Raw genomic sequence first — 18,793 nt, 5'->3', positions numbered from 1 at the left:
CCAAAAAAAAGGCGGCCGTGCCAGGGCACGAGCCGCCATGAAGTCGAGAACTCGGAAGCATTGCTGCACCGAGCCCTTCGGGTCGCACGATTTTGGTAGATCACTGCAGAGCCAAAGAATTGTACGGATTCGACAAAATCGGTGGCACAGCTGCAACAGCCTAGTGAATTCAATACTTAACCCGTGCTTAACCGACAATCTGGTTGCAATTGCTGCTTGGCGCGCCGGTCCGGGGAGGCAATAGAGCCAACCATCCGTTACCGTTGCGCAAGAACGGGACGGGGCCGGAGGGAAACGACCACGCATGCTCTATTCGATTTGCCGTCCCCTGCTGTTCCGCATTCCCGCCGAATCTGCCCACCGCCTCACGATCGCCGCTCTGGCGGCTGCGCCGCGGGGGAGCCGGGCCGCACCGCAACCATCGCTGTGCCAGCGAGTCGCAGGACTGGTCTTCCCCAATCCGGTCGGGATTGCTGCCGGGTTCGACAAGAATGGCGAAGTGCCCGACGCCCTGCTCGGCCTCGGCTTCGGTTTCGTCGAGGCAGGCACGGTCACCCCGCGCCCGCAGGAGGGAAACCCCAAGCCGCGCCTGTTCCGCCTCGTCGAGGACAACGCGGTCATCAATCGCATGGGCTTCAACAATGCGGGCGCAGAGGTTGTCGCAGCGCGCCTCGCGGCGCGGCAGAGCCAGCCCGGGGTGGTCGGGGCCAATATCGGCGCCAACAAGGATTCGGTGGACCGCATCGCCGACTACGCGGCGATGACCCGCATCATGGCCCCGCTGGCAAGCTACCTGACGGTCAATATCAGCTCGCCCAACACCCCCGGCCTGCGTGCCTTGCAGGATCCGGCCGCGCTGGCAGACCTGCTCGATGCGGTGATCGAGGCGCGCGGTGCGCTATCCACCAAGTTGTTCCTGAAGCTTGCCCCCGATCTTACCGCCACGGATATCGATGCCATCTGCAAGATCGCGATCGACAAGCAGCTCGATGCGCTGATCGTCACCAACACCACGATCACCCGCCCTTCGCTGCGCTCACCCCTTGGGGGCGAGGCGGGCGGCCTTTCGGGCGAACCGCTGCGCCCGCTGGCGCTGCAGGTGCTGCGCGATTTCCGCAGCGCCACCGGTGGCCGGATTCCGCTGATCGGCGTGGGCGGCATCGCCAGCGCGGATGATGCCTGGGCGCGCATCCGCGCCGGGGCCAGTCTGATCCAGATCTACAGCGCGCTGGTCTATGAAGGACCCGGGCTGGTGCGGCGGATCGTGGACGGTCTCGCCAAGCGTGTTCGCGCCGAGGGCATGAGCAGCATTGCCGAGGCCGTCGGCAGCGAATAGTCACTAGCGGTGATGATGAACCGCCTTACCCGCTCGCTGCTCGCCCCGCTCGCAATCGCCTCGCTGGCCAGCGCCTGCGCGCCGCTTCCCAACGCGGCACGCCCGGTTTCCGCGAACACGTCGGCTGCACCCGCGATACCCGAGGATCCTGGCGTCGTTACGGCGGCCGACCCGCGCGCCGCTGCGGCGGGCGCCGAAATGCTGCGCCTCGGCGGGTCTGCTACCGATGCGGCGATCGCGGTCATGCTCGCGCTCACCGTGGTCGAACCACAAAGCTCCGGTATCGGTGGCGGCGGCTTCCTCGTGACGGCGGATGAAGCGGGCAATGTCGCAAGCTTCGACGGGCGCGAGATGGCCCCCTCCGCCGCCACGCCAGATTGGTTCAAGGTCGATGGCAAAGTGCTGAGCCACAGCGATGCGGTGCCGGGCGGGCGCAGTGTCGGCGTGCCGGGCAACCTGCGCCTCGCCGCGATGGCCCACGCGCGCACCGGCAAGCTGCCGTGGCGCGTGCTGTTCGGCCCAGCCATCAAGCTGGCGGGCGAAGGCTTTGCGATCACTCCGCGCCTTAACAATACGCTCGGCTTTGCCTCAGACATCGCCGGGCTCGATCCTGCTGGCCGCGCCCTGTTCTTCGGACCGGACGGCAGCCCGCTCCCCGTCGGCACCGTGGTGCGCAATCCCGCGCTCGCCGCGACGCTCGAAAAGATCGCAGCGCTGGGCGCCGACAGCTTCTATCTGGGCGGCAATGCCAAGGCGATTGCCGCAAAGGTCGGCACCGCCCCGCGCAATCCTGCGCCGATGTCGACCGCCGATCTCGCTGCCTACAAGGCCAAATCGCGCGATCCGGTGTGCGGCCGCTACCGCGTGTACCGCGTGTGCACCATGGGTCCGCCCTCGGCGGGCGGCGTCACCGTGCTGCAGACGCTGGGCGAACTCGAACGCTTTGACCTCAAGGCGATGGGCCCCGCCTCCCCCACCGCGTGGCACCTTATCGCAGAGGCCGAACGGCTCGCCTTTGCCGACCGCGACGCCTGGCTTGCCGATCCCGATTTCGTGCCAGTGCCCACCGCGGGCCTGACCGATCCCGCCTATGTCGCCGCCCGCTCGGCGCTGATCTCCGAGACGGCTGCGATCAACACAGCCGCTCCCGGCAAACCCGCCGGTGGAAGCGACCGCTTTGCCATGGCCGGCCCGATCGACGAGCACGGCACCACCCACTTCGCCGCGGTCGATCGCTGGGGGAACGCGGCGAGCTACACCTCGACCGTCGAAAGCGCGTTCGGCTCCGGCCTCATGGTTGGCGGCTATTTCCTCAATAACGAACTGACCGACTTCAACCTCGACCCCGACCGTGATGGCAAACCGACCGCCAACCGCGTCGAAGCCGGCAAGCGCCCGCGCAGTTCAATGAGCCCGGTCGTGGTCTATGGCCCCGATGGCCACTTGCGCCTGATTGCAGGGGCGGCGGGTGGCTACACGATCCCGCCGCAAGTGATCCGCGTGATCATCGGCACGCTCGATTGGAACCTGTCCGCGCGCGACGCGATCACGCAGGGCATCGTGATGCCGGCGCCCGGCGGGATTCTGGCCGTGGAAAGCGGCACGCCGCTTGCCGCGATGGTTCCGGCGCTGCAGGCGTTTGGCCACACCAAGGTCGTGGCGGTGCCGATGCGGCTCAAGGCCAATGCCATCGAGTGGGTGCCGGGCACAGACGGAAAATACCACTGGGTCGGCGCCGCCGATCCGCGCAGCGAGGGCGCTACGGCCTCCCCCTGAGGCGCTATCCACAGGGCTTCTTGCCCTTCCGCAACGGCACTCCTAGTTTCCCGGCTAAACAAGAAGGCCCGCGGGCGCGGGCACCGTTGGGCCAGGGGATCGTCACACCGTGCAGCTTTCCGATTTCGCGTCGTATCCGAATCTCGTCGCCATGTTCCTCGATCGGGCCGAGTTCTTCGGTGATCGTCCGTTCCTCTGGGCCAAGCGCGGGGGCACATGGCAATCGCTGAGCTGGCGTGAAGCGGCGGATCAGGTCTGCCTGCTGGCGGAATCGCTTCGCGGCCTTGGCCTCGATCCGGGCGACCGCGTCATTCTCGTTTCGGAAAACCGGCCGGAATGGTGCATCGCGGATCTCGCGATCATGGCCGCAGGGCTGGTCACCGTGCCCGCCTATGTCACCAATACCGAACGCGACCATCTCCACGTGCTCGAAAACTCGGGCGCGCGGGCGGTCATCGTGTCCAATGCCAAGCTGGCCCAACCGCTGCTCGCCGCCTGCCTCAGCGCCGCGCCGGTCGAACACATAATCGGCATGGAACCGCTGCGCCGCATGCAGTCCGAACGCATCGGTTTCCACGATTGGTCCGCGATGACGAGCGGCGATCCCGCGCCGGCGCGCCTTTCGGTGGCCGCGCGCATTGCCGCCATCGGCCGGCACGAGACGGCCTGCATCATCTACACCAGCGGCACCGGCGGCGCCCCGCGCGGCGTGCTGCAACACCACGGCGCGATCCTGTGCAACGTCGACGGCGCGGCGCACATCCTCGCGGAAGACTTCGGCTGGGACGCAAGCGGCAAGGAAACCGAGGCGTTCCTTTCGTTCCTGCCGCTCAGCCACGCCTATGAACATACCGGCGGCCAGTACCTCCCCATCGGCATGGGCGCGCAGATCTATTACGCCGAGGGCCTCGAGAAGCTCGCCTCCAACATCGAGGAAACGCGGCCCACGCTGATGGTCGTCGTCCCGCGGCTGTTCGAAGTGCTGCGCGCGCGGATCATGAAGCAGGTCGAAAAGCAGGGCAAACTGCCGAACTACCTGATGGCCCGCGCCCTCACCATCAGCGCCCGCAAGGCCGAAGGCGCCGGAGTCCTGCGCCGGATCGCCGACGCGCCGATGGATTTCTTCATCGAACGCACCCTTCGCCCCAAGATCCGCCAGCGCTTCGGCGGCCGGATGAAGGCGATGGTCTCTGGCGGGGCGCCGCTCAATCCCGAAGTCGGCCTGTTCTTCGATGCGATGGGCCTCACCATGCTGCAAGGCTACGGCCAGACCGAATCCGGCCCGGTCATCAGCTGCAATCGCCCCAAAGTCGGCCTTGCGATGGATACCGTCGGCCCGCCGATGCGCGGCGTCGAAGTGAAGATCGCGGAGGATGGCGAAATCCTCGTGCGCGGCGAACTCGTCATGCACGGCTACTGGCAGAACGATGCCGAGACCCGGCGCGCGATCCCGCAGGATGGGCCGCAGGCAGGCTGGCTTCACACCGGCGATATCGGCCATTTCGACGAGAAGGGCCGCATCAAGATCACCGACCGCAAGAAGGACATGATCGTCAACGACAAGGGCGACAACGTCTCACCGCAGCGGATCGAGGGTATGCTGACGCTCCAGCCGGAGATCGCACAGGCGATGGTATCGGGCGACAAGCGGCCCTACATCGTCGGCCTGATCGTCCCCGATCCCGAATGGGCGATGGAATGGGCCCGCACGCAGGGCGAGAAGTACGACATGACGGCGCTTGCAGACCTCCCCGCCTTCCGCGCCACCATCCGCGCCGCGGTGGACCGGGTGAACAAGGACCTCTCGGTGATCGAGAAGGTCCGCCAGATTGCGCTGGCGGATGAAGCCTTCACCATCGACAACGAGGAAATGACCCCCTCGATGAAGATCCGCCGCCACAAGATCAAGGAACGCTACGGGTCGAGGATCGACGCGCTGTACAAGGGGTGAGGCCCAGCCGTGAGGGCTCTCAATCCCTCACGGTTCAGCGATATTGAACGCCCCCGGCATCGCATCGAGCGCAGCCAGCCATGCTTCAACGGCGGCCCGGTCGCCTTCGACCTTGAGCCCTGCGGCTTCCAGTTGCGCCAGCGGCATCTTCAGGAAGAGCAGCCCCAACAGCAGGCGGCGCGGGGCGGTCAGCGTCGCCGCTGCGCCAGTGGCCGCGCCCATCCGCGCGAGCATTGCGGTGCCGGTGAGCTCCACCCCCGCCGTCTCGCCGCGTTCGGGCATCACGAGGTTGATCGCCATCTTGCGCCCCGCCAGCTTGGCCGGATCGATCCGCGTCGCAACCGAATCGAGCAGGAGCTGCGTCGGCACGGCGGCGATCATGTCCTGGCTCTGGCTTGAGGTGGCGGAAGAAATGCGTCCATTGCGCAGCTCGTTCGCGGCGGCGAGGAACTGGTTGCGCCAGATCGCGCTTTCCGCCTGATAGCCCTGCTGTTCGTAGCTATCCGCCAGAGCGGCGCGCGCGGCCTTGTTTGCCGGATCGGCGAAGACTGCCGCGCTGAGGAGTTCGGAGGCCCAGCGGTAATCGCCAGCCTTCATCGCCGCGCGGCCCTGCGCCAGCACCTTGGCCGGACCGCCGATGGCCGCGACGAGCCGCTTCGAACGCTCCGCCGCCGGCCACGGATTGAGGTTGGCCGGCACCGCATCGTACCAGCCGAGGTAGAACTGGTAGACCGCCTTCGCGTTGTGGCTGTAGGTGCCGTAATAGCCGTGGTTGAACCAGTCCGCAGCGATGGCTGCCGGCTGCACCAGCTCTTCGGCGATCTCCGTCGGGGTCTCGCCCTTGTTCATCAACCGCAGCGTCTGATCGTGCAGCAGGCGGTAGTTGTCGCGCTGGCTCGCCAGCATCCGGCTCACTTCGGCCTGCCCGAAGCGCGGCCAGCAGTGGCTGGAAATCACCGCATCACTGCGCCCGCCATAAAGGTGCAGCGCTTCATCGAGATACCCCGCCCAGGCCCGCGTATCGCGTACCTTGGCGCCGCGCGGGGTGAGGATGTTGTGCAGCGAACAGGTGCTCATCTCGGCAGAGAGCAGCACCTTCGGCCCCGGCAAATAGACGTTGAGTTCGCTCGGCGCCTCGCTGCCTGAGACGATCTGGAATTCCATCGGCACGCCATCGACCACGCGCGTATCTCCGGTGCGCGCGATCGTGTCAGTCGGCGCGATCAGCGTGATCGTGCCCGAGGAGACGCCGAGCCCGATGCCGCTGCCCATCTGCCCTTGCGCGCCGGGCACTAGGCCGCCGCCAAACTGGTACTGCGCTCGCCGGCCCATCGCAGCGCCGGCCAGAATGTTCTCGCTCGCCGATTCCTCGATGAAGTGCGCCGGGGCGAGCACCTGCACCTTGCCCGCTGCCACATCGGCTTCGGCAATCACCCCGCGCACGCCGCCGAAGTGGTCGGCATGGCTGTGGCTGTAGATCACTGCCGAAACCGGCCGCGCGCCAAGCTGCGCATTGACGAGCGCCAGCGCAGCCGCGGCCGTTTCCTTCGTCGTCAGCGGATCGACCAGCACCCAGCCGGTTGCCCCACGGATCACGGTCATGTTCGAAACGTCAAACCCGCGCACCTGCCACACGCCGTCCGCCACCGCGAACAGGCCGTGCTGCTTGAGCAGCCCAACTTCGCGCCAGAGCGAGGGGTTCACGCTGGCGGGCGCAGGGCCCTTTACCCAATCATAGGCGGCGACATTCCACACCGCCCGGCCCGCCGCATCGCGGATCACCGGATCGGCGGCGCTCGCCACAAAACCCTGCGCGGCGAAGGCCGCATCGCGCCCGTCCTCCTGCGGCAGCGCGGCGGCCACGGCCTGCTGCGCTGCCACTGTCGCCGCGCTTGCGGGCTTGGAAGAAAGCGCCGGGTCGGCAGGTGGAGATGCGGGCGGGGCGGCCAGTGCCAGTCCCGGCAAGAACGCCGCCGTCGCCAAAGCCAGCCGCATCATGCGAGCGCGCAATTCCATTGCAATCCCCTCCTGTCGTTCTTATCGCGCCAGCTTGTCCGCTCCCGCCCGGGCTGACAAGAGGGGTGCAAAATCGGGGCCCCTGCAAAGAACACAAGCCAAACGGCTCGAATTGTTCTATGGGGCGCGCTTCTCCCGGCGTGGAGGCGGCAGATTCCGGCCGCCACCGCGAGTTCGGCAAGCTATTCTTCCCCCGAAAGTCCTATGCCCTTTTCCCAGCTCCCCCCCGCCCTCGGCGCCGCCGTGGCAGCCCGTGGCTATGCCGCCCCTACCCCGGTGCAGGCCGCCGTCCTTGAAGCCGAAGCCCATGGCCGCGACCTCGTCGTCTCGGCGCAGACCGGCTCTGGCAAGACCGTCGCCTTCGGCCTCGCCATGGCCGCGGACTTGCTCGCCGGTGAAGACAAGCTCGGCCCCGCCGGCGCCCCGCTCGCGCTGGTGATTGCACCCACCCGCGAACTCGCGCTGCAGGTCAGCCGCGAACTCATGTGGCTCTTTGAACAGACCGGTGCGCGCATCGCCACCTGCGTCGGCGGCATGGACCCTTCGCGCGAACGCCGCACCCTGATGCACGGCACCCATATCGTCGTCGGCACCCCGGGCCGCCTGCGCGATCACGTCGAACGCGGTGCGCTCCAGCTTTCCGCCTTGCGTGTCGCCGTGCTCGACGAAGCCGACGAAATGCTCGACATGGGCTTCCGCGAGGACCTTGAGGCGATCCTCGATGCGACGCCCGACGAACGCCGCACGCTGCTGTTCTCGGCAACCATGCCCGCGCCGATCGTCGCGCTCGCCCGCCGCTACCAGAACAACGCGCTGCGCATCTCGACCGTCACCGAAGAACGCGGCCACGGCGATATCGACTATCAGGCGATGGCCGTCGCCCCCGCCGATATCGAGCACGCCGTCGTCAACCTCCTCCGCTTCCACGAGGCGGAAACCGCGATGCTGTTCTGCGCCACGCGCGACAATGTCCGCCGCCTCCACGCCAGCCTCACCGAGCGCGGTTTTGCCGTCGTCGCCCTGTCGGGCGAGCACAGCCAGAACGAGCGCAACCACGCGCTGCAAGCGCTGCGCGACCGCCGCGCCCGCGTCTGCGTCGCCACCGATGTCGCCGCGCGCGGGATCGACCTGCCCTCGCTCAGCCTCGTCGTCCATGTCGAGATTCCGCGCGATGCGGAAACGCTGCAGCACCGTTCGGGCCGCACCGGGCGTGCGGGCAAGAAGGGCACCGCGGTGCTCATCGTGCCCTATCCGCGCCGCAAGCGCGTGGAAGCCATGCTGCGCGGCGCGCGCATTCCCGCGCGCTGGGTGCCGGTGCCATCTGCCGCCGATATCCGTGAGGCGGACAGCACCCGCCTGATGTCGGTGCTGCTCGCACCGGTCGAGGCCACGGACGAAGACCGCGCGCTGGCCCAGCGCCTGCTCGCTGAACGCAGCGCCGAAGATATCGCCATGGCGCTGGTCCAGGTCCACCGCGCCCGCATGCCCGAACCCGAAGAGCTGATGAGCGGCGATGCAGGCGGCCCGCCGCCGCCGCGCGAACCGCGTCCCGGCTTCGAACAGAGCACATGGATGCGGCTCAACATCGGGCGCGATCAGAATGCCGATCCGCGCTGGGTTCTGCCGCTGCTCTGCCGCCGCGGCCATGTCAGCCGCAGCGAGATCGGCGCGATCCGCATCACTGCGCGCGAAACGCTGTTCGAAGTGCCCACGGCCATCGCCGCGCGCTTCATGGACGCGGTGCGCCGCACGGCCGAGGAAGCGGACGAGTTCGAGATCCTGCCGATGGACGGTGCCCCGCGCGAGGACGCACGCCGTCATCGCCGCGAAGGCAAGCCGGGCCATGCGCCAAAGCCCTATCGCCAGCCGGGCCGATCAGAGGCGCCGAAGCCGCACCGCAAGGGCACGTGGCGGGCAAAGCCGGATCGGGCGAAGTAACGGCCCTCAGGCCGCTGCTCGTCACATGGGATCGTCATTGCGAGCGTAGCGAAGCAATCCAGAGCCGCGCAATGCCGCCCTGGATTGCTTCGCTACGCTCGCAATGACGAATTGTCGGTGGGCCTCAGGCCGCCTCTTCGAGCTCGACGTATTCCGGAAAGAATTGCGGTGAACGCAGCGACCAGCCTGGTGCCGTCGCTGCGGCTTCGCTGATCGATTGCAGCAGTTCCTTGCGGCGTTCCGGACGGATATGCGGGAGCGCTGCGGCGCCGCAGAAGGCACCCGGAAGCCAAGGCCGCACCTCGGCGCCGAGCAGACGCTCATAGAGAAAGCGGTAGGCCGAAAAGCATTCGATGCGGCCCTGCGAGAGATCGAAGGTGGTTACCCGCAGCAGCGGACCCATCACGGTTTCGAGGTCTTCGAGACCAGCGGCTTCACCGCCCGCGACGTCGGTCGTCAGCAGGCTGCGGAGCAGCTTGAGATCCTGATACATGACGTATTGCGTGCGAATCGAGGCCGCTTCCGCAGGTCCGCGCGCCCAGCGGCGGAACGCATCATGCCGGCCGAGGCCGATATCGAGACTGCGCCGGATATAGCGCTGCTCGCACGGTGTGAATCCGGCAAACTCGCGCATCTCGGTCACAATGGTCTGCGCTGTCTGGGTTGTGGCCATAAGCCCCTCGCTTCGCTTTCCTTGCCAGACGATCCCTTGCTGTCCGGCGTTGAGGCTGAAGTTAAACCCGCTTGGTTAGGAAGAGATTAATTGGTTAATGCGCTTTCTGACGGGCGGCCCCGAAGAATGTTTCGCAAGGCACGGCGCGAAGGCCGGCCTCGCGGTGTCAGCAGCGCCGGTAACGGAAGTACCAGACCTCGTGCCCCTGCGCGCGGGCCTTGGCCTCGTAACGGGTCTCGGGCCAGCCACCGGGGCGCTTCTGAAAGTCTCCCGCCTGCTTTGCCAACCACTCGAACTGATCGGTGTGGCGGCGCATGACCATCAGCGCATGGCGCAAGTAGATCGGATGATCGGTGCCGAAACGGAACTCGCCGCCGGGCCTGAGTTTGCGCGCGATGAGGTCGACCGGTCCGTCGTTCATCATCCGCCGCTTGGCATGGCGTGCTTTGGGCCAAGGATCGGGATGGAGCAGGTAGACGAACGAGAGCGCGCCATCCGGCACGCGCGCGAGCACTTCGAGCGCATCGCCGTGGTGGATGCGCACGTTGCGGATCGGCATGCCGGTCGCGCTGCCGTCGGAACCGCGCCCGCCATCGATGTGCACCAGCGCCTGCGCCACGCCGTTGAGGAACGGTTCTGCGCCGATGAAGCCGTGATCGGGCAGCATGTCCGCGCGGCCCGCCATGTGCTCGCCGCCGCCGAAGCCGATCTCGAAGTGCAGCGGACGAACATTGCCAAACAATGCCTCCGCCGTGACTGGCCCTTCATCAGGCACCGCGATCTGCGGAAGCAGCGTATCGATCAGCGCCTGCTGGCCAGCGCGCAGCGGCTTGCCCTTGGCGCGGCCATAGAGGCGGTTGATGGTGAGCGGATCGCCCGGCTTGTGTGCGGTCATGGTGCGGCGCCTCTGGCAGCGCGGCGGGAGCGGGTCAACGTTTCAGAACCCGCGCCGGACTCCGATCGTCCAGCGCCGCGGCGCGCCCGGACCGAGAAAACGCGGTGATGATGCGCCGGGCGCTTCGGCGAGAGGCACCGATCCGATCTCGCCGAACGTCCCGAATGTGGCATGGCGGCGGTCCAGCAGATTGCGCACTTCGCCGAACAGCATGACCTCGTGCACCAGTTCAACACCCGCGCGCAGGTCGATCAGGATATAGCCCGGCACCAGCGGAGCGCGGTTCGATTCGTCACCGAGCAGCACCTGCCCAGACCGTGCGGAAACCGTAGCGCCGACGGTGAAGCGCCGCGAGGTGCCGACCTTCCCGGCATAGTCCAGATTGAGATTGGCGCTGTGGCGCGGCACGCCCGGCAGCCGGTCACCGGGACGGACAAGGATCGCGCCGTCCGCCTCCGCCACCGGATTTCCGGGGCTGGCGATCCGTACCGACGAACGATTGGTGGCATCGGTGAAGGCATAGGTCGCCGCCACCCTGAGGCCGCCGCGCTGCGCAGTCAGCGACAGTTCGATGCCCTGCCGCCGCGCATCGCCAAGGTTCTGGAAATAGGCGCGGCCACGGACCCCGGAGGCGACACGGCGGATCTCGTCACGGCTGTCGGCGCGGTAGGCCGAAGCGAGCCATTCGATTCGCCAGCCGCCCGCATTGCCCTTGCCCGAAGCGCCTAGTTCCCATGTCCGCGCCACGACCTGCCGCAGCGGCGGATCGGCAACGAAGAAGTTGGCGAGGCTGCAAGGCGCTTCCGGATCGGCGCAGGAGAGTTCCGCCGGGGTCGGCGCACGGTTCGATTCGGCATAACCGGCACGCAGCGAGAAGCCGGGAGCGGCCTGCCAATCGAGCTCAAGTCCGGGGTTGAGCCGGCCGAAATGGTGCTGCCCGTTCAGCGCCGTGCCGATCTGATCGGCGAGCCGGATAGCCGCGTAGTTGTAGCGCAGCCCTGCTTCGAGTTGCAGGCGCGGCCCCAGCGGCAGCGTTTCCGCAGCGAAGAACCCGGCATAGAAATTGCGCGCGATGACCGAGGTCGGGGCAATGGCATTGTCGCTTTGCGCAATCACCGGGCCAGCCGATTTCACCCCGCGCGTAACGTCGAGCGTGCCGAGTTCGGTCGTCGCCGCAAAAGCGCTCCGCCCATAGTCGAGGCTGGTGCCGATCGTGAGCACGTTGCTCCCGCCCAGCAGCGGCCGGCGATCGGTGATCTGCGCAAGCAGGCCGTACCCGCGCGAGGAGAGCGCCCCGCGATTGAACACAGCATAAGTCGGATCACCCGCCAGCGCGCGGATCGGGCTGCCCTGCCGGTCGGTCAGGACTTCGGCTTGCTCTTCCCCCTCACTCTCGGTCTCGAGGCAGAGCAGCCCTGCGTCTTCCTCGCAGGGTTCGATATCGGCGGCATCGCCGTTGAGCAGGCGGCTCTTCTGCCACTGCGCGTAGATCGCCGCCTGCAACCGCGTGGTGGGCGAAAGATCGGCCCAGGGGTGCAGGCTCACGCGGGCGAAGCGGTTCTCCGTGCGGTCCGGGTAGGTGAACACCGCGCTGCGGCGGACGGCGAGCAGGTCTTCCGGCGCCGCGCCATTGCCGCTGAGGCCGGTGCTGGCGAGGATGAGCTTGGCATGGATGCCAGCCGCAACGCCGTCATAGCCAAGGTCGGCAAAGCCGCTCAAAAGGCGCGAGGTGCTGTAGTCGCGCCAGCCTGTTTCGCCGCGCGATTGCACCGCCGCGAATGCGCTCCACCGCCCGGCTGCGCCGCCGGCAGCAAGGCTCACATCATGCGCGCCGTATGCCCCGAGCGAGGCGCTGGCGGTGAGGCCGGGTTCGTTGCGCCCGGTCGCTGTTTCCAGCACGAGCGCACCGCCGAGCGCATTGAGACCGTATACCGGGCTCGAATCGAGCAGTTCGACGTTACGCAGCGCGGCATCAGGCACCAGATCGAGCGAGACGGTATCTCCGAACGGAAGATTGAAACGCGCGCCATCGAGATAGGCGGCAAGGCCCTGCGCCTGCCCTTGCGCGCCCGACGCGGTTTGCCCGCGATAGACGAGTGCGGGCTGCCAGGGATTGCCCTGCGCATCCTGCAAGGTCACGCCCGGCAGCTGCCGGGTGAGCGCGCCGATAAGGTCAGGGCGGCCGCCGCGCGCAAGATCGCCGCGCGAGAGGCCGAGCGCATCGTCGCTGTCCAGCCCCGCACCGGGGGCCGTGACGAGAATGGACTGATCCACCTCCTGCGCCTGCGCAGTGGAGGCCATGCACGCCAACATGGTCGCAACGGCAATGGTGAGCGATCTCCTCATCTGGTGCGCGGTATGCAAGCGCAACGCGCCAGACAAGAAAATTGGGATGGACGCCCGGCAGCCCTTGTGGTGATTCGCTCGCCATGTCGGCCATGGAACGTCTGACCAGTGCACCTTCGCGGGATACCAGTTCGCTTGCGGACGCGCTCAGCGTGCGCGAGCTGGAAGTGCTGCGGCTGCTGGCCGAGGGGCACACCATCAAATCGATCGCTGCACAGCTTGATCGCACCGAAGCATCGATCAACGAACGCCTGCGCGATGCGCGGCGCAAGACCGGGGTTGGCAGCAGCCGCGAACTCGCCCGGCAGTTGGTGGCCCAGAAAATCTGGGACAAGAATCCTGATCTGGCAATGACATCGCTCCCGGCAGAGGGATCGGTCCAGCCCGCAAGCCGTGGGCTGCCAGGACCGAAAGGAACGATTGCCATGCTTATCGCCATGCCTCTCATCGCCGCTGGATCGCTGCTGATGGCGGCCGACGCGCCCTTCAATGCAGCCCGTCCGCACACCGCGCAGACGGCCGCAGCCGCCCGCACCTCGCCGCTGGTTGGCCGCTGGGCACTCGATACCGCCGGCGTACCTGCCGAGGAACGGCCCCGCGCCGTCACCATCAGCTTCAGCGTCGCGCCCGATCAGCGCTGGACCACCCATGTCGAGATCGTGAATCCGGATGGCGGAACGCTCCATGCGGAATCGACTGCGGCGCTTGATGCGGCGCCGGTGCCGGTCAGCGGCAACATGGGCTTCATCGACAGCGGCTCGCTCCGCCAGCCCGCGCCGGGAACGCTGGTGATGACGCTGGGCAAGGACGGCGCACCGGTCTCAACGCGGGTCTACACCGTCTCGCGCGACCGCAAGTCGATGACCGAGACGATCATCTGGGCCGGCAGCAGCATGCCCAAGCTGGAAACCAACACCTTCCGCCGCATCGGCTGATCGGCTGCCCCCAAACGCAAGCGGCCCGCCATTGCTGACGGGCCGCTGCGCACAGAGGTCAAGCCGGGGGGATTTGCGGCCGAATCAGGCCGCTTCGACGTCCATCTTGTCGTCAGGATCGCGCAGCACGTAGCCACGGCCCCAGACCGTCTCGATGTAGTTTTCACCATCGCAGGCATGAGCCAGCTTCTTGCGGAGCTTGCAGATGAACACGTCGATGATCTTGAGCTCGGGTTCGTCCATGCCGCCGTAGAGGTGGTTCAGGAACATTTCCTTGGTCAGCGTGGTGCCCTTGCGCAGCGAAAGCAGCTCGAGCATCGCGTATTCCTTGCCCGTCAGGTGGACACGGGCGCTGTCGACCTCGACCGTCTTGGCATCGAGATTGACTGAAAGCTTGCCGGTGCGGATGACCGACTGCGAGTGACCCTTCGAGCGGCGCACCACGGCGTGGATGCGGGCGATCAGTTCCTCGCGGTGGAACGGCTTGGTGACATAATCATCGGCGCCGAAGCCGAACGAGCGGACCTTCGAATCCATCTCGGCAATGCCGGAAAGGATCAGCACCGGGGTCTGCACCTTGGCGACGCGCAGCTTCTTGAGCACGTCGTAGCCATGCATGTCGGGCAGGTTGAGGTCGAGCAGGATGATGTCGTAATCATACAGCTTGCCGAGATCGAGGCCTTCTTCGCCAAGATCGGTAGCATAGACATTGAAGCCTTCGGTCGTGAGCATAAGCTCAATCGCCTTGGCCGTGGTCGGCTCGTCCTCGATCAGCAGCACGCGCATTGGATCAGCCCCTTATTGCCATTCCCCGATGGCTTGGACCCCAACTCGGGGCCTTCGCCGTCATTAACCATATGACCAATGAACATGAAAGGTTAATTTATCGTAAGCGAACAGCCCGGCACCCTTCGGATATCGCTTATCTGCGAGACACCCCTAGAGGGGTAAATTCCCATTTTCTGTCAATAGTTAAGAGCCTTGATCTGGCGCAACCATCGCGCGGCGGCGCGTAGCATCGGTCGAAACCTTTTTTAAGAAGTGGCGCCTTATCGACTGGAAGCTGCGCCCGGCACCCCCACCGCGCTGGCCGCTTCGCGCAGCTTGCGCGTAGCAGCGAGATCGTTGCGGAAGGCCGCGAGCCCGCCTTCGAGCGCCTTGGCCGCCTTGGCTGGCTCGCCCAACTGCATGCGGCTGCGCATCAGCATGATCCAGCCATCGGCATTGCCCGGATTCTTCGCCAGCTTGGCCTCCAGCCCATCGACCATGCCGCGGATCATCGCTTCCTGCTGGCCCTTGGGCAGCGAAGACGCGGCCTTGATTTCGGCGGAAGACGGCCCGGGGATCGCGCCGGAGGCTACCGCAGCGCCATTTGTTGCCATGCCGCTGGTGGGAGCGGCGAACTGGGCGGCCGCGAGCCGCTCTTCGTAGGGGATCTTGTAGCGGTCCCCCACGCTCTTGATGACCGCGCGGATGTCCTCGGCATAGGGCGCGTCGGACGGCGTATCCTTGAGCAGCGCGAACCACGCATCGATTGCCTTGCGGTGCTGGCCGCCAAGATCCATCGCCACGGCGCGGAAATAGCGCGCCCGCGCATCCTTGGGATCGAGCTTCAGCGCCTTGCTGAAGGCCGCCTGCGCGTCTGCCGGGATCTTGCCTTCGGTCTTGCTCGCCAGCACAAGCGATTCGCCGAGGAACGAATAAGTCTCGGCATGCGTGTCATCGAGCTTGGTCGCTTGCTTGAGCGCGGTCGCCGCTTCGGCGTAGCGCTCCGTCTGGAAATAGGACCAGCCGAGCATGCGCCAACCCTCGGCATCATCGGGCTTGGCCTTGAGCCGGGCTTCGAGCCGGGTGATCACATCATCGACCGAAGGGGCCTGGCTTTCCGTGGGAGCGGGCGGGCGGGCGATGATCTCGGCATCGCGCTGACCGCGCCAGACGGCCACGGCACCTGCGGTAAGCGCCACGACCGCGGCAAACACGAGGACCAGACGGCCACCGCGGCCGGTCGATGCTTTGGAGGGGGAAGCTGCTGGAGCGGACGAGCGGGCTGGATCGGGGGTCGGCGTAGAATCGGCCTCGGTCATCACATGCTCCCTTGTGCGCCGTGATCGGCGCTGCCCCTGATGCCGGGCATATCCTCTGCCCCCGGCACCATGCAAGCGGCGCGGCATCCATTCACCGCGCACCAAAGCGGTACGGGGTGCAGGCCGTGTGCCGCCAAATTGCGACTGGCAAAGCGCAGCGCTTCGGCTAAACTCCTGCGCAAACGGGGCGCAAATCGGAAGAACAAGGCACAGGGCCTGCCAACAAGGGCCCGTGCCAGGCATCGCGGGGGGCGTGCACCGGTGAGCGAAGTCTACAAGGTTGCGATCATCGGTTCGGGTCCCGCGGGGATGAGCGCGGCGAGCCGGGCAGCGCAACTGCGGTTGCCGCACGTCCTGCTCGAAAAGACAGACCATCTTTCCGATACGATATACAAGTACCAGAAGGGCAAGCATGTGATGGCAACGCCGTCACAACTCGTGCTGCGCTCAGATCAGGAATTCGATGCCGGCAAGCGCGAGGATATCCTCGGCCGTTGGAACAAGCGCACCGAAGAACTCGGCGTCAATGTGAAATACAATGCCGAGGTCAAATCGATCAAAGGCACCGGCCCCACCATCGAAGGATCGGTCCAGAAGATCGTCACCCGCGCGCGCGATGGCTCCACCACCACGACCGAAGTACAGCGCTTTGCCCCGCCCTATGCGATCACGCTGACCTCGGGCGAAGTCGTGATGGCCGAGGCGGTGGTGCTCGCCATCGGCACGCAGGGCAACCCGAACCTGATGCGCTGCCCCGGCGGCGACTTGCCCCACGTGACCTACCAGCTCGATGATCCCTATGCCGTGCTCGATCAGCACATCGTAGTGGTCGGCACCGGCGACGCCGGGATCGAGAACGCGCGCGGGCTTGCCGAGGACGCGGCGCAGGGCAACGTCGTCACGATCCTCAACCGCTCGCCGAAGTCCGCCAACGTGCGCGAGAGTTTCGCGACCGCCAAGGAACCCAACGCCAAGGCGCTGGTGGAGGACGATGCGGCGGGCAAGCTCACCATTCGCTACGAGACAGAGACGAAGTCGGTCGAACCCGGCTGGATCACGCTGAACACGCGCGACGGCGAGGAGCGGATCCGCTGCGACCGGATCATCGCGCGCATCGGCTCGGCCCCGCCGCGCGGCTTCGTCGAAGGCTGCGGCATCGAATTTGCGTCGAACGACCGCCTCGCCTTCCCGACGCTTTCGCCGCAGTTCGAATCGACCGCGCCGGGCATTTTCGTCATCGGCGCACTGGCGGGCTATCCGCTCATCAAGCACTGCATGAACCAGGGCTACGACGTCATCGAGTTCATCAACGGCAATGCGGACCTCAAGCCGGCGGACGAGCCGCTGCTCGAAGCCAAGTTCGCCGGTCTGCCCGGCAGGCGCAGCGTGGCCGAATGGCTCGAACTGCTGCGCACCAACATCGCCATCCTAAATGGCATGACCACACTGCAGCTGCGCGAGTTCATGCTCGATTCCGATGCTCGATTCTACAAGGCGGGTGAGACGATCTTCGAGAAGAATGATCCCGGCTCTTCACTCTTTGCCATCGCCGATGGCTCGGTTCACGTTCGGATCGATCCGAACGACCCGAGCAAGGTCGTGAGCATCGAGAAGGGTTCGATCTTCGGCGAAGTCGGCCTGATTTCCGGGCGGCGGCGCGGCGCGACTGTTGTGGCGGCGAGCGATTGCATCTGTGTCGAGATCAGCCGCAACGCCGCGCTCAAGCTGCAGAGCCAGGTGCCCAGCGCTCGCCGGACGATCGAGCGCATCTCGACCGAGCGGCAATTGCTGCAGATGTTCGGTTCGGGCCTGACACCGGACGATGTGCGCGAGGTGGTCGAAACCGCCAAGATCATGTCCGTCCGCGCGGGCGATGCGATCATTACCGAAGGCGCGGACGACAAGGACGTGTTCGTCATCCGCGTCGGCTCAATGATCGTGGAGAAGGTCGTCGGCGGAAAGCCGGTGTTCCTCTCCTACCTGCCGGCGGGTTCCTATGTCGGCGAAATGGCGCTGATCGATGGCGGGCAGCGCACCGCCACCGTGCGCGCGGCGATCAAGAGCGAGGTCATCAAGATCGACGGCGAGGCCTTCGCGCGCGTGCTCGCCGCCAAGCCCGCGCTGCTCGAACGCGCACGCAAGGACATGGAAGCGCGGCGCGCGACCAATGCTTTCGTCGAATCGAAGAAGGACGGCTTCTCCGGCGTCGTCGATCTCTATTCGGAGCAGGCCAAGTTCCTCGTTTCGCAGGGCCTTGGCGAGGCCACCGACGTCCTCCTTATCGACGAGCGGCTCTGCGTGGGCTGCGACAACTGCGAGAAGGCCTGCGCCGATAGCCATGACGGGCTTTCAAGGCTGGACCGTGAGGCGGGCAAGAGCTTCGCGCATCTCCACGTGCCTACCTCGTGCCGCCACTGCGAGCACCCGCACTGCATGGCCGATTGCCCGCCCAACGCGATCCACCGCGGGCCGGATGGCGAGGTCTTCATCAACGACACCTGCATCGGCTGCGGCAATTGCCAGCGCAATTGCCCCTATGGCGTGATCCGCATGGACAAGGTGCCGCCCAAGAAGCCGTCGCTGCTCTCATGGCTATTCTTCGGCAGCGGGCCGGGGCCGGGCGAGCCGCCCTACAAGTGGTCGAAGAAAAACACCAAGTACACCGGCGATCCGGTGCAGGACGACAAGCTCGACCGCAAGAAGGCGATCAAGTGCGACATGTGCGCCGGGATCGAAGGCGGGCCAAGCTGCGTGCGAGCCTGCCCGACGGGCGCGGCCATCCGCGTCTCGCCCGACGAGTTCCTGACCGTCGCCCGCCTCGAAAACGAAGGGGCCTGAGC

General features: G+C 66.4%; 12 protein-coding genes. 6 read left to right on the top strand and 6 right to left on the bottom strand.

The features are described 5' to 3' along the window. Positions 1-304 precede the first annotated feature (304 nt). The 3 genes from NSE01_RS06505 to NSE01_RS06495 all read left to right on the top strand — a co-directional run bounded on the left by NSE01_RS06505 (position 305) and on the right by NSE01_RS06495 (position 5,063). Positions 305-1,336, top strand: a complete 1,032-nt coding sequence (locus NSE01_RS06505) for a quinone-dependent dihydroorotate dehydrogenase (RefSeq protein ID WP_147158831.1) — start codon at positions 305-307, stop codon at positions 1,334-1,336. Between the two features lie 12 nt (positions 1,337-1,348). Continuing rightward, entirely contained in the window at positions 1,349-3,112 is a 1,764-nt protein-coding gene (gene ggt / locus NSE01_RS06500; protein WP_147158830.1) for a gamma-glutamyltransferase, read from the top strand. A 109-nt stretch (positions 3,113-3,221) separates the two neighbouring features. Then, complete coding sequence (locus NSE01_RS06495) at positions 3,222-5,063, top strand: AMP-dependent synthetase/ligase (RefSeq protein WP_147158829.1); 1,842 nt, start codon at positions 3,222-3,224, stop codon at positions 5,061-5,063. Positions 5,064-5,090: 27 nt separating this feature from the next. Here the strand turns inward: NSE01_RS06495 and NSE01_RS06490 are convergent, their stop codons facing one another. Beyond that, positions 5,091-7,079 (bottom strand): alkyl/aryl-sulfatase, encoded by a 1,989-nt coding sequence (locus tag NSE01_RS06490; RefSeq protein WP_147158828.1) that lies wholly within the window; start codon positions 7,077-7,079, stop codon positions 5,091-5,093. Positions 7,080-7,283: 204 nt separating this feature from the next. Here NSE01_RS06490 and NSE01_RS06485 point away from each other — a divergent pair, with 204 nt between their 5' ends. Beyond that, positions 7,284-9,017 (top strand): DEAD/DEAH box helicase, encoded by a 1,734-nt coding sequence (locus tag NSE01_RS06485; protein ID WP_147158827.1) that lies wholly within the window; start codon positions 7,284-7,286, stop codon positions 9,015-9,017. 124 nt (positions 9,018-9,141) lie between these two features. Here NSE01_RS06485 and NSE01_RS06480 read toward each other — a convergent pair whose 3' ends face one another. The 3 genes from NSE01_RS06480 to NSE01_RS06470 all read right to left on the bottom strand — a co-directional run bounded on the left by NSE01_RS06480 (position 9,142) and on the right by NSE01_RS06470 (position 12,931). Next, a complete protein-coding gene (locus NSE01_RS06480; protein WP_147158826.1) occupies positions 9,142-9,690 on the bottom strand; it encodes a hypothetical protein in 549 nt (182 codons plus the stop codon). Positions 9,691-9,856: 166 nt separating this feature from the next. After that, complete coding sequence (gene trmB / locus NSE01_RS06475) at positions 9,857-10,585, bottom strand: tRNA (guanine(46)-N(7))-methyltransferase TrmB (RefSeq protein WP_147158825.1); 729 nt, start codon at positions 10,583-10,585, stop codon at positions 9,857-9,859. Between the two features lie 42 nt (positions 10,586-10,627). After that, positions 10,628-12,931 carry a TonB-dependent receptor gene (locus tag NSE01_RS06470; RefSeq protein ID WP_147158824.1) on the bottom strand — a complete coding sequence of 768 codons (2,304 nt, stop codon included), beginning with the start codon at positions 12,929-12,931 and terminating at the stop codon, positions 10,628-10,630. 92 nt (positions 12,932-13,023) lie between these two features. On the opposite strand from NSE01_RS06470, the gene NSE01_RS06465 reads away from it, so the two are divergent. Next, positions 13,024-13,866 (top strand): helix-turn-helix domain-containing protein, encoded by an 843-nt coding sequence (locus NSE01_RS06465; protein WP_246135059.1) that lies wholly within the window; start codon positions 13,024-13,026, stop codon positions 13,864-13,866. An 84-nt stretch (positions 13,867-13,950) separates the two neighbouring features. Here the strand turns inward: NSE01_RS06465 and ctrA are convergent, their stop codons facing one another. Beyond that, entirely contained in the window at positions 13,951-14,652 is a 702-nt protein-coding gene (gene ctrA / locus NSE01_RS06460; protein ID WP_147158822.1) for a response regulator transcription factor CtrA, read from the bottom strand. A 263-nt stretch (positions 14,653-14,915) separates the two neighbouring features. Next, on the bottom strand, positions 14,916-15,953 hold the full coding sequence (locus NSE01_RS06455; RefSeq protein ID WP_147158821.1) for a tetratricopeptide repeat protein: 1,038 nt from the start codon (positions 15,951-15,953) through the stop codon (positions 14,916-14,918). A 309-nt stretch (positions 15,954-16,262) separates the two neighbouring features. Here NSE01_RS06455 and NSE01_RS06450 point away from each other — a divergent pair, with 309 nt between their 5' ends. Further along, the gene (locus NSE01_RS06450) at positions 16,263-18,791 is read left to right on the top strand and encodes a cyclic nucleotide-binding domain-containing protein (RefSeq protein WP_246135078.1); all 2,529 of its coding nucleotides are present in this window, start codon (positions 16,263-16,265) and stop codon (positions 18,789-18,791) included. The last annotated feature ends 2 nt before the right edge of the window (positions 18,792-18,793 follow it).

The sequence above is a fragment of the Novosphingobium sediminis genome, from assembly GCF_007991615.1.
Lineage (GTDB): Bacteria > Pseudomonadota > Alphaproteobacteria > Sphingomonadales > Sphingomonadaceae > Novosphingobium > Novosphingobium sediminis.
The sequence above is the reverse complement of the archived record's forward strand: the minus strand, read 5'-3'. Positions and strand labels throughout refer to the sequence as shown.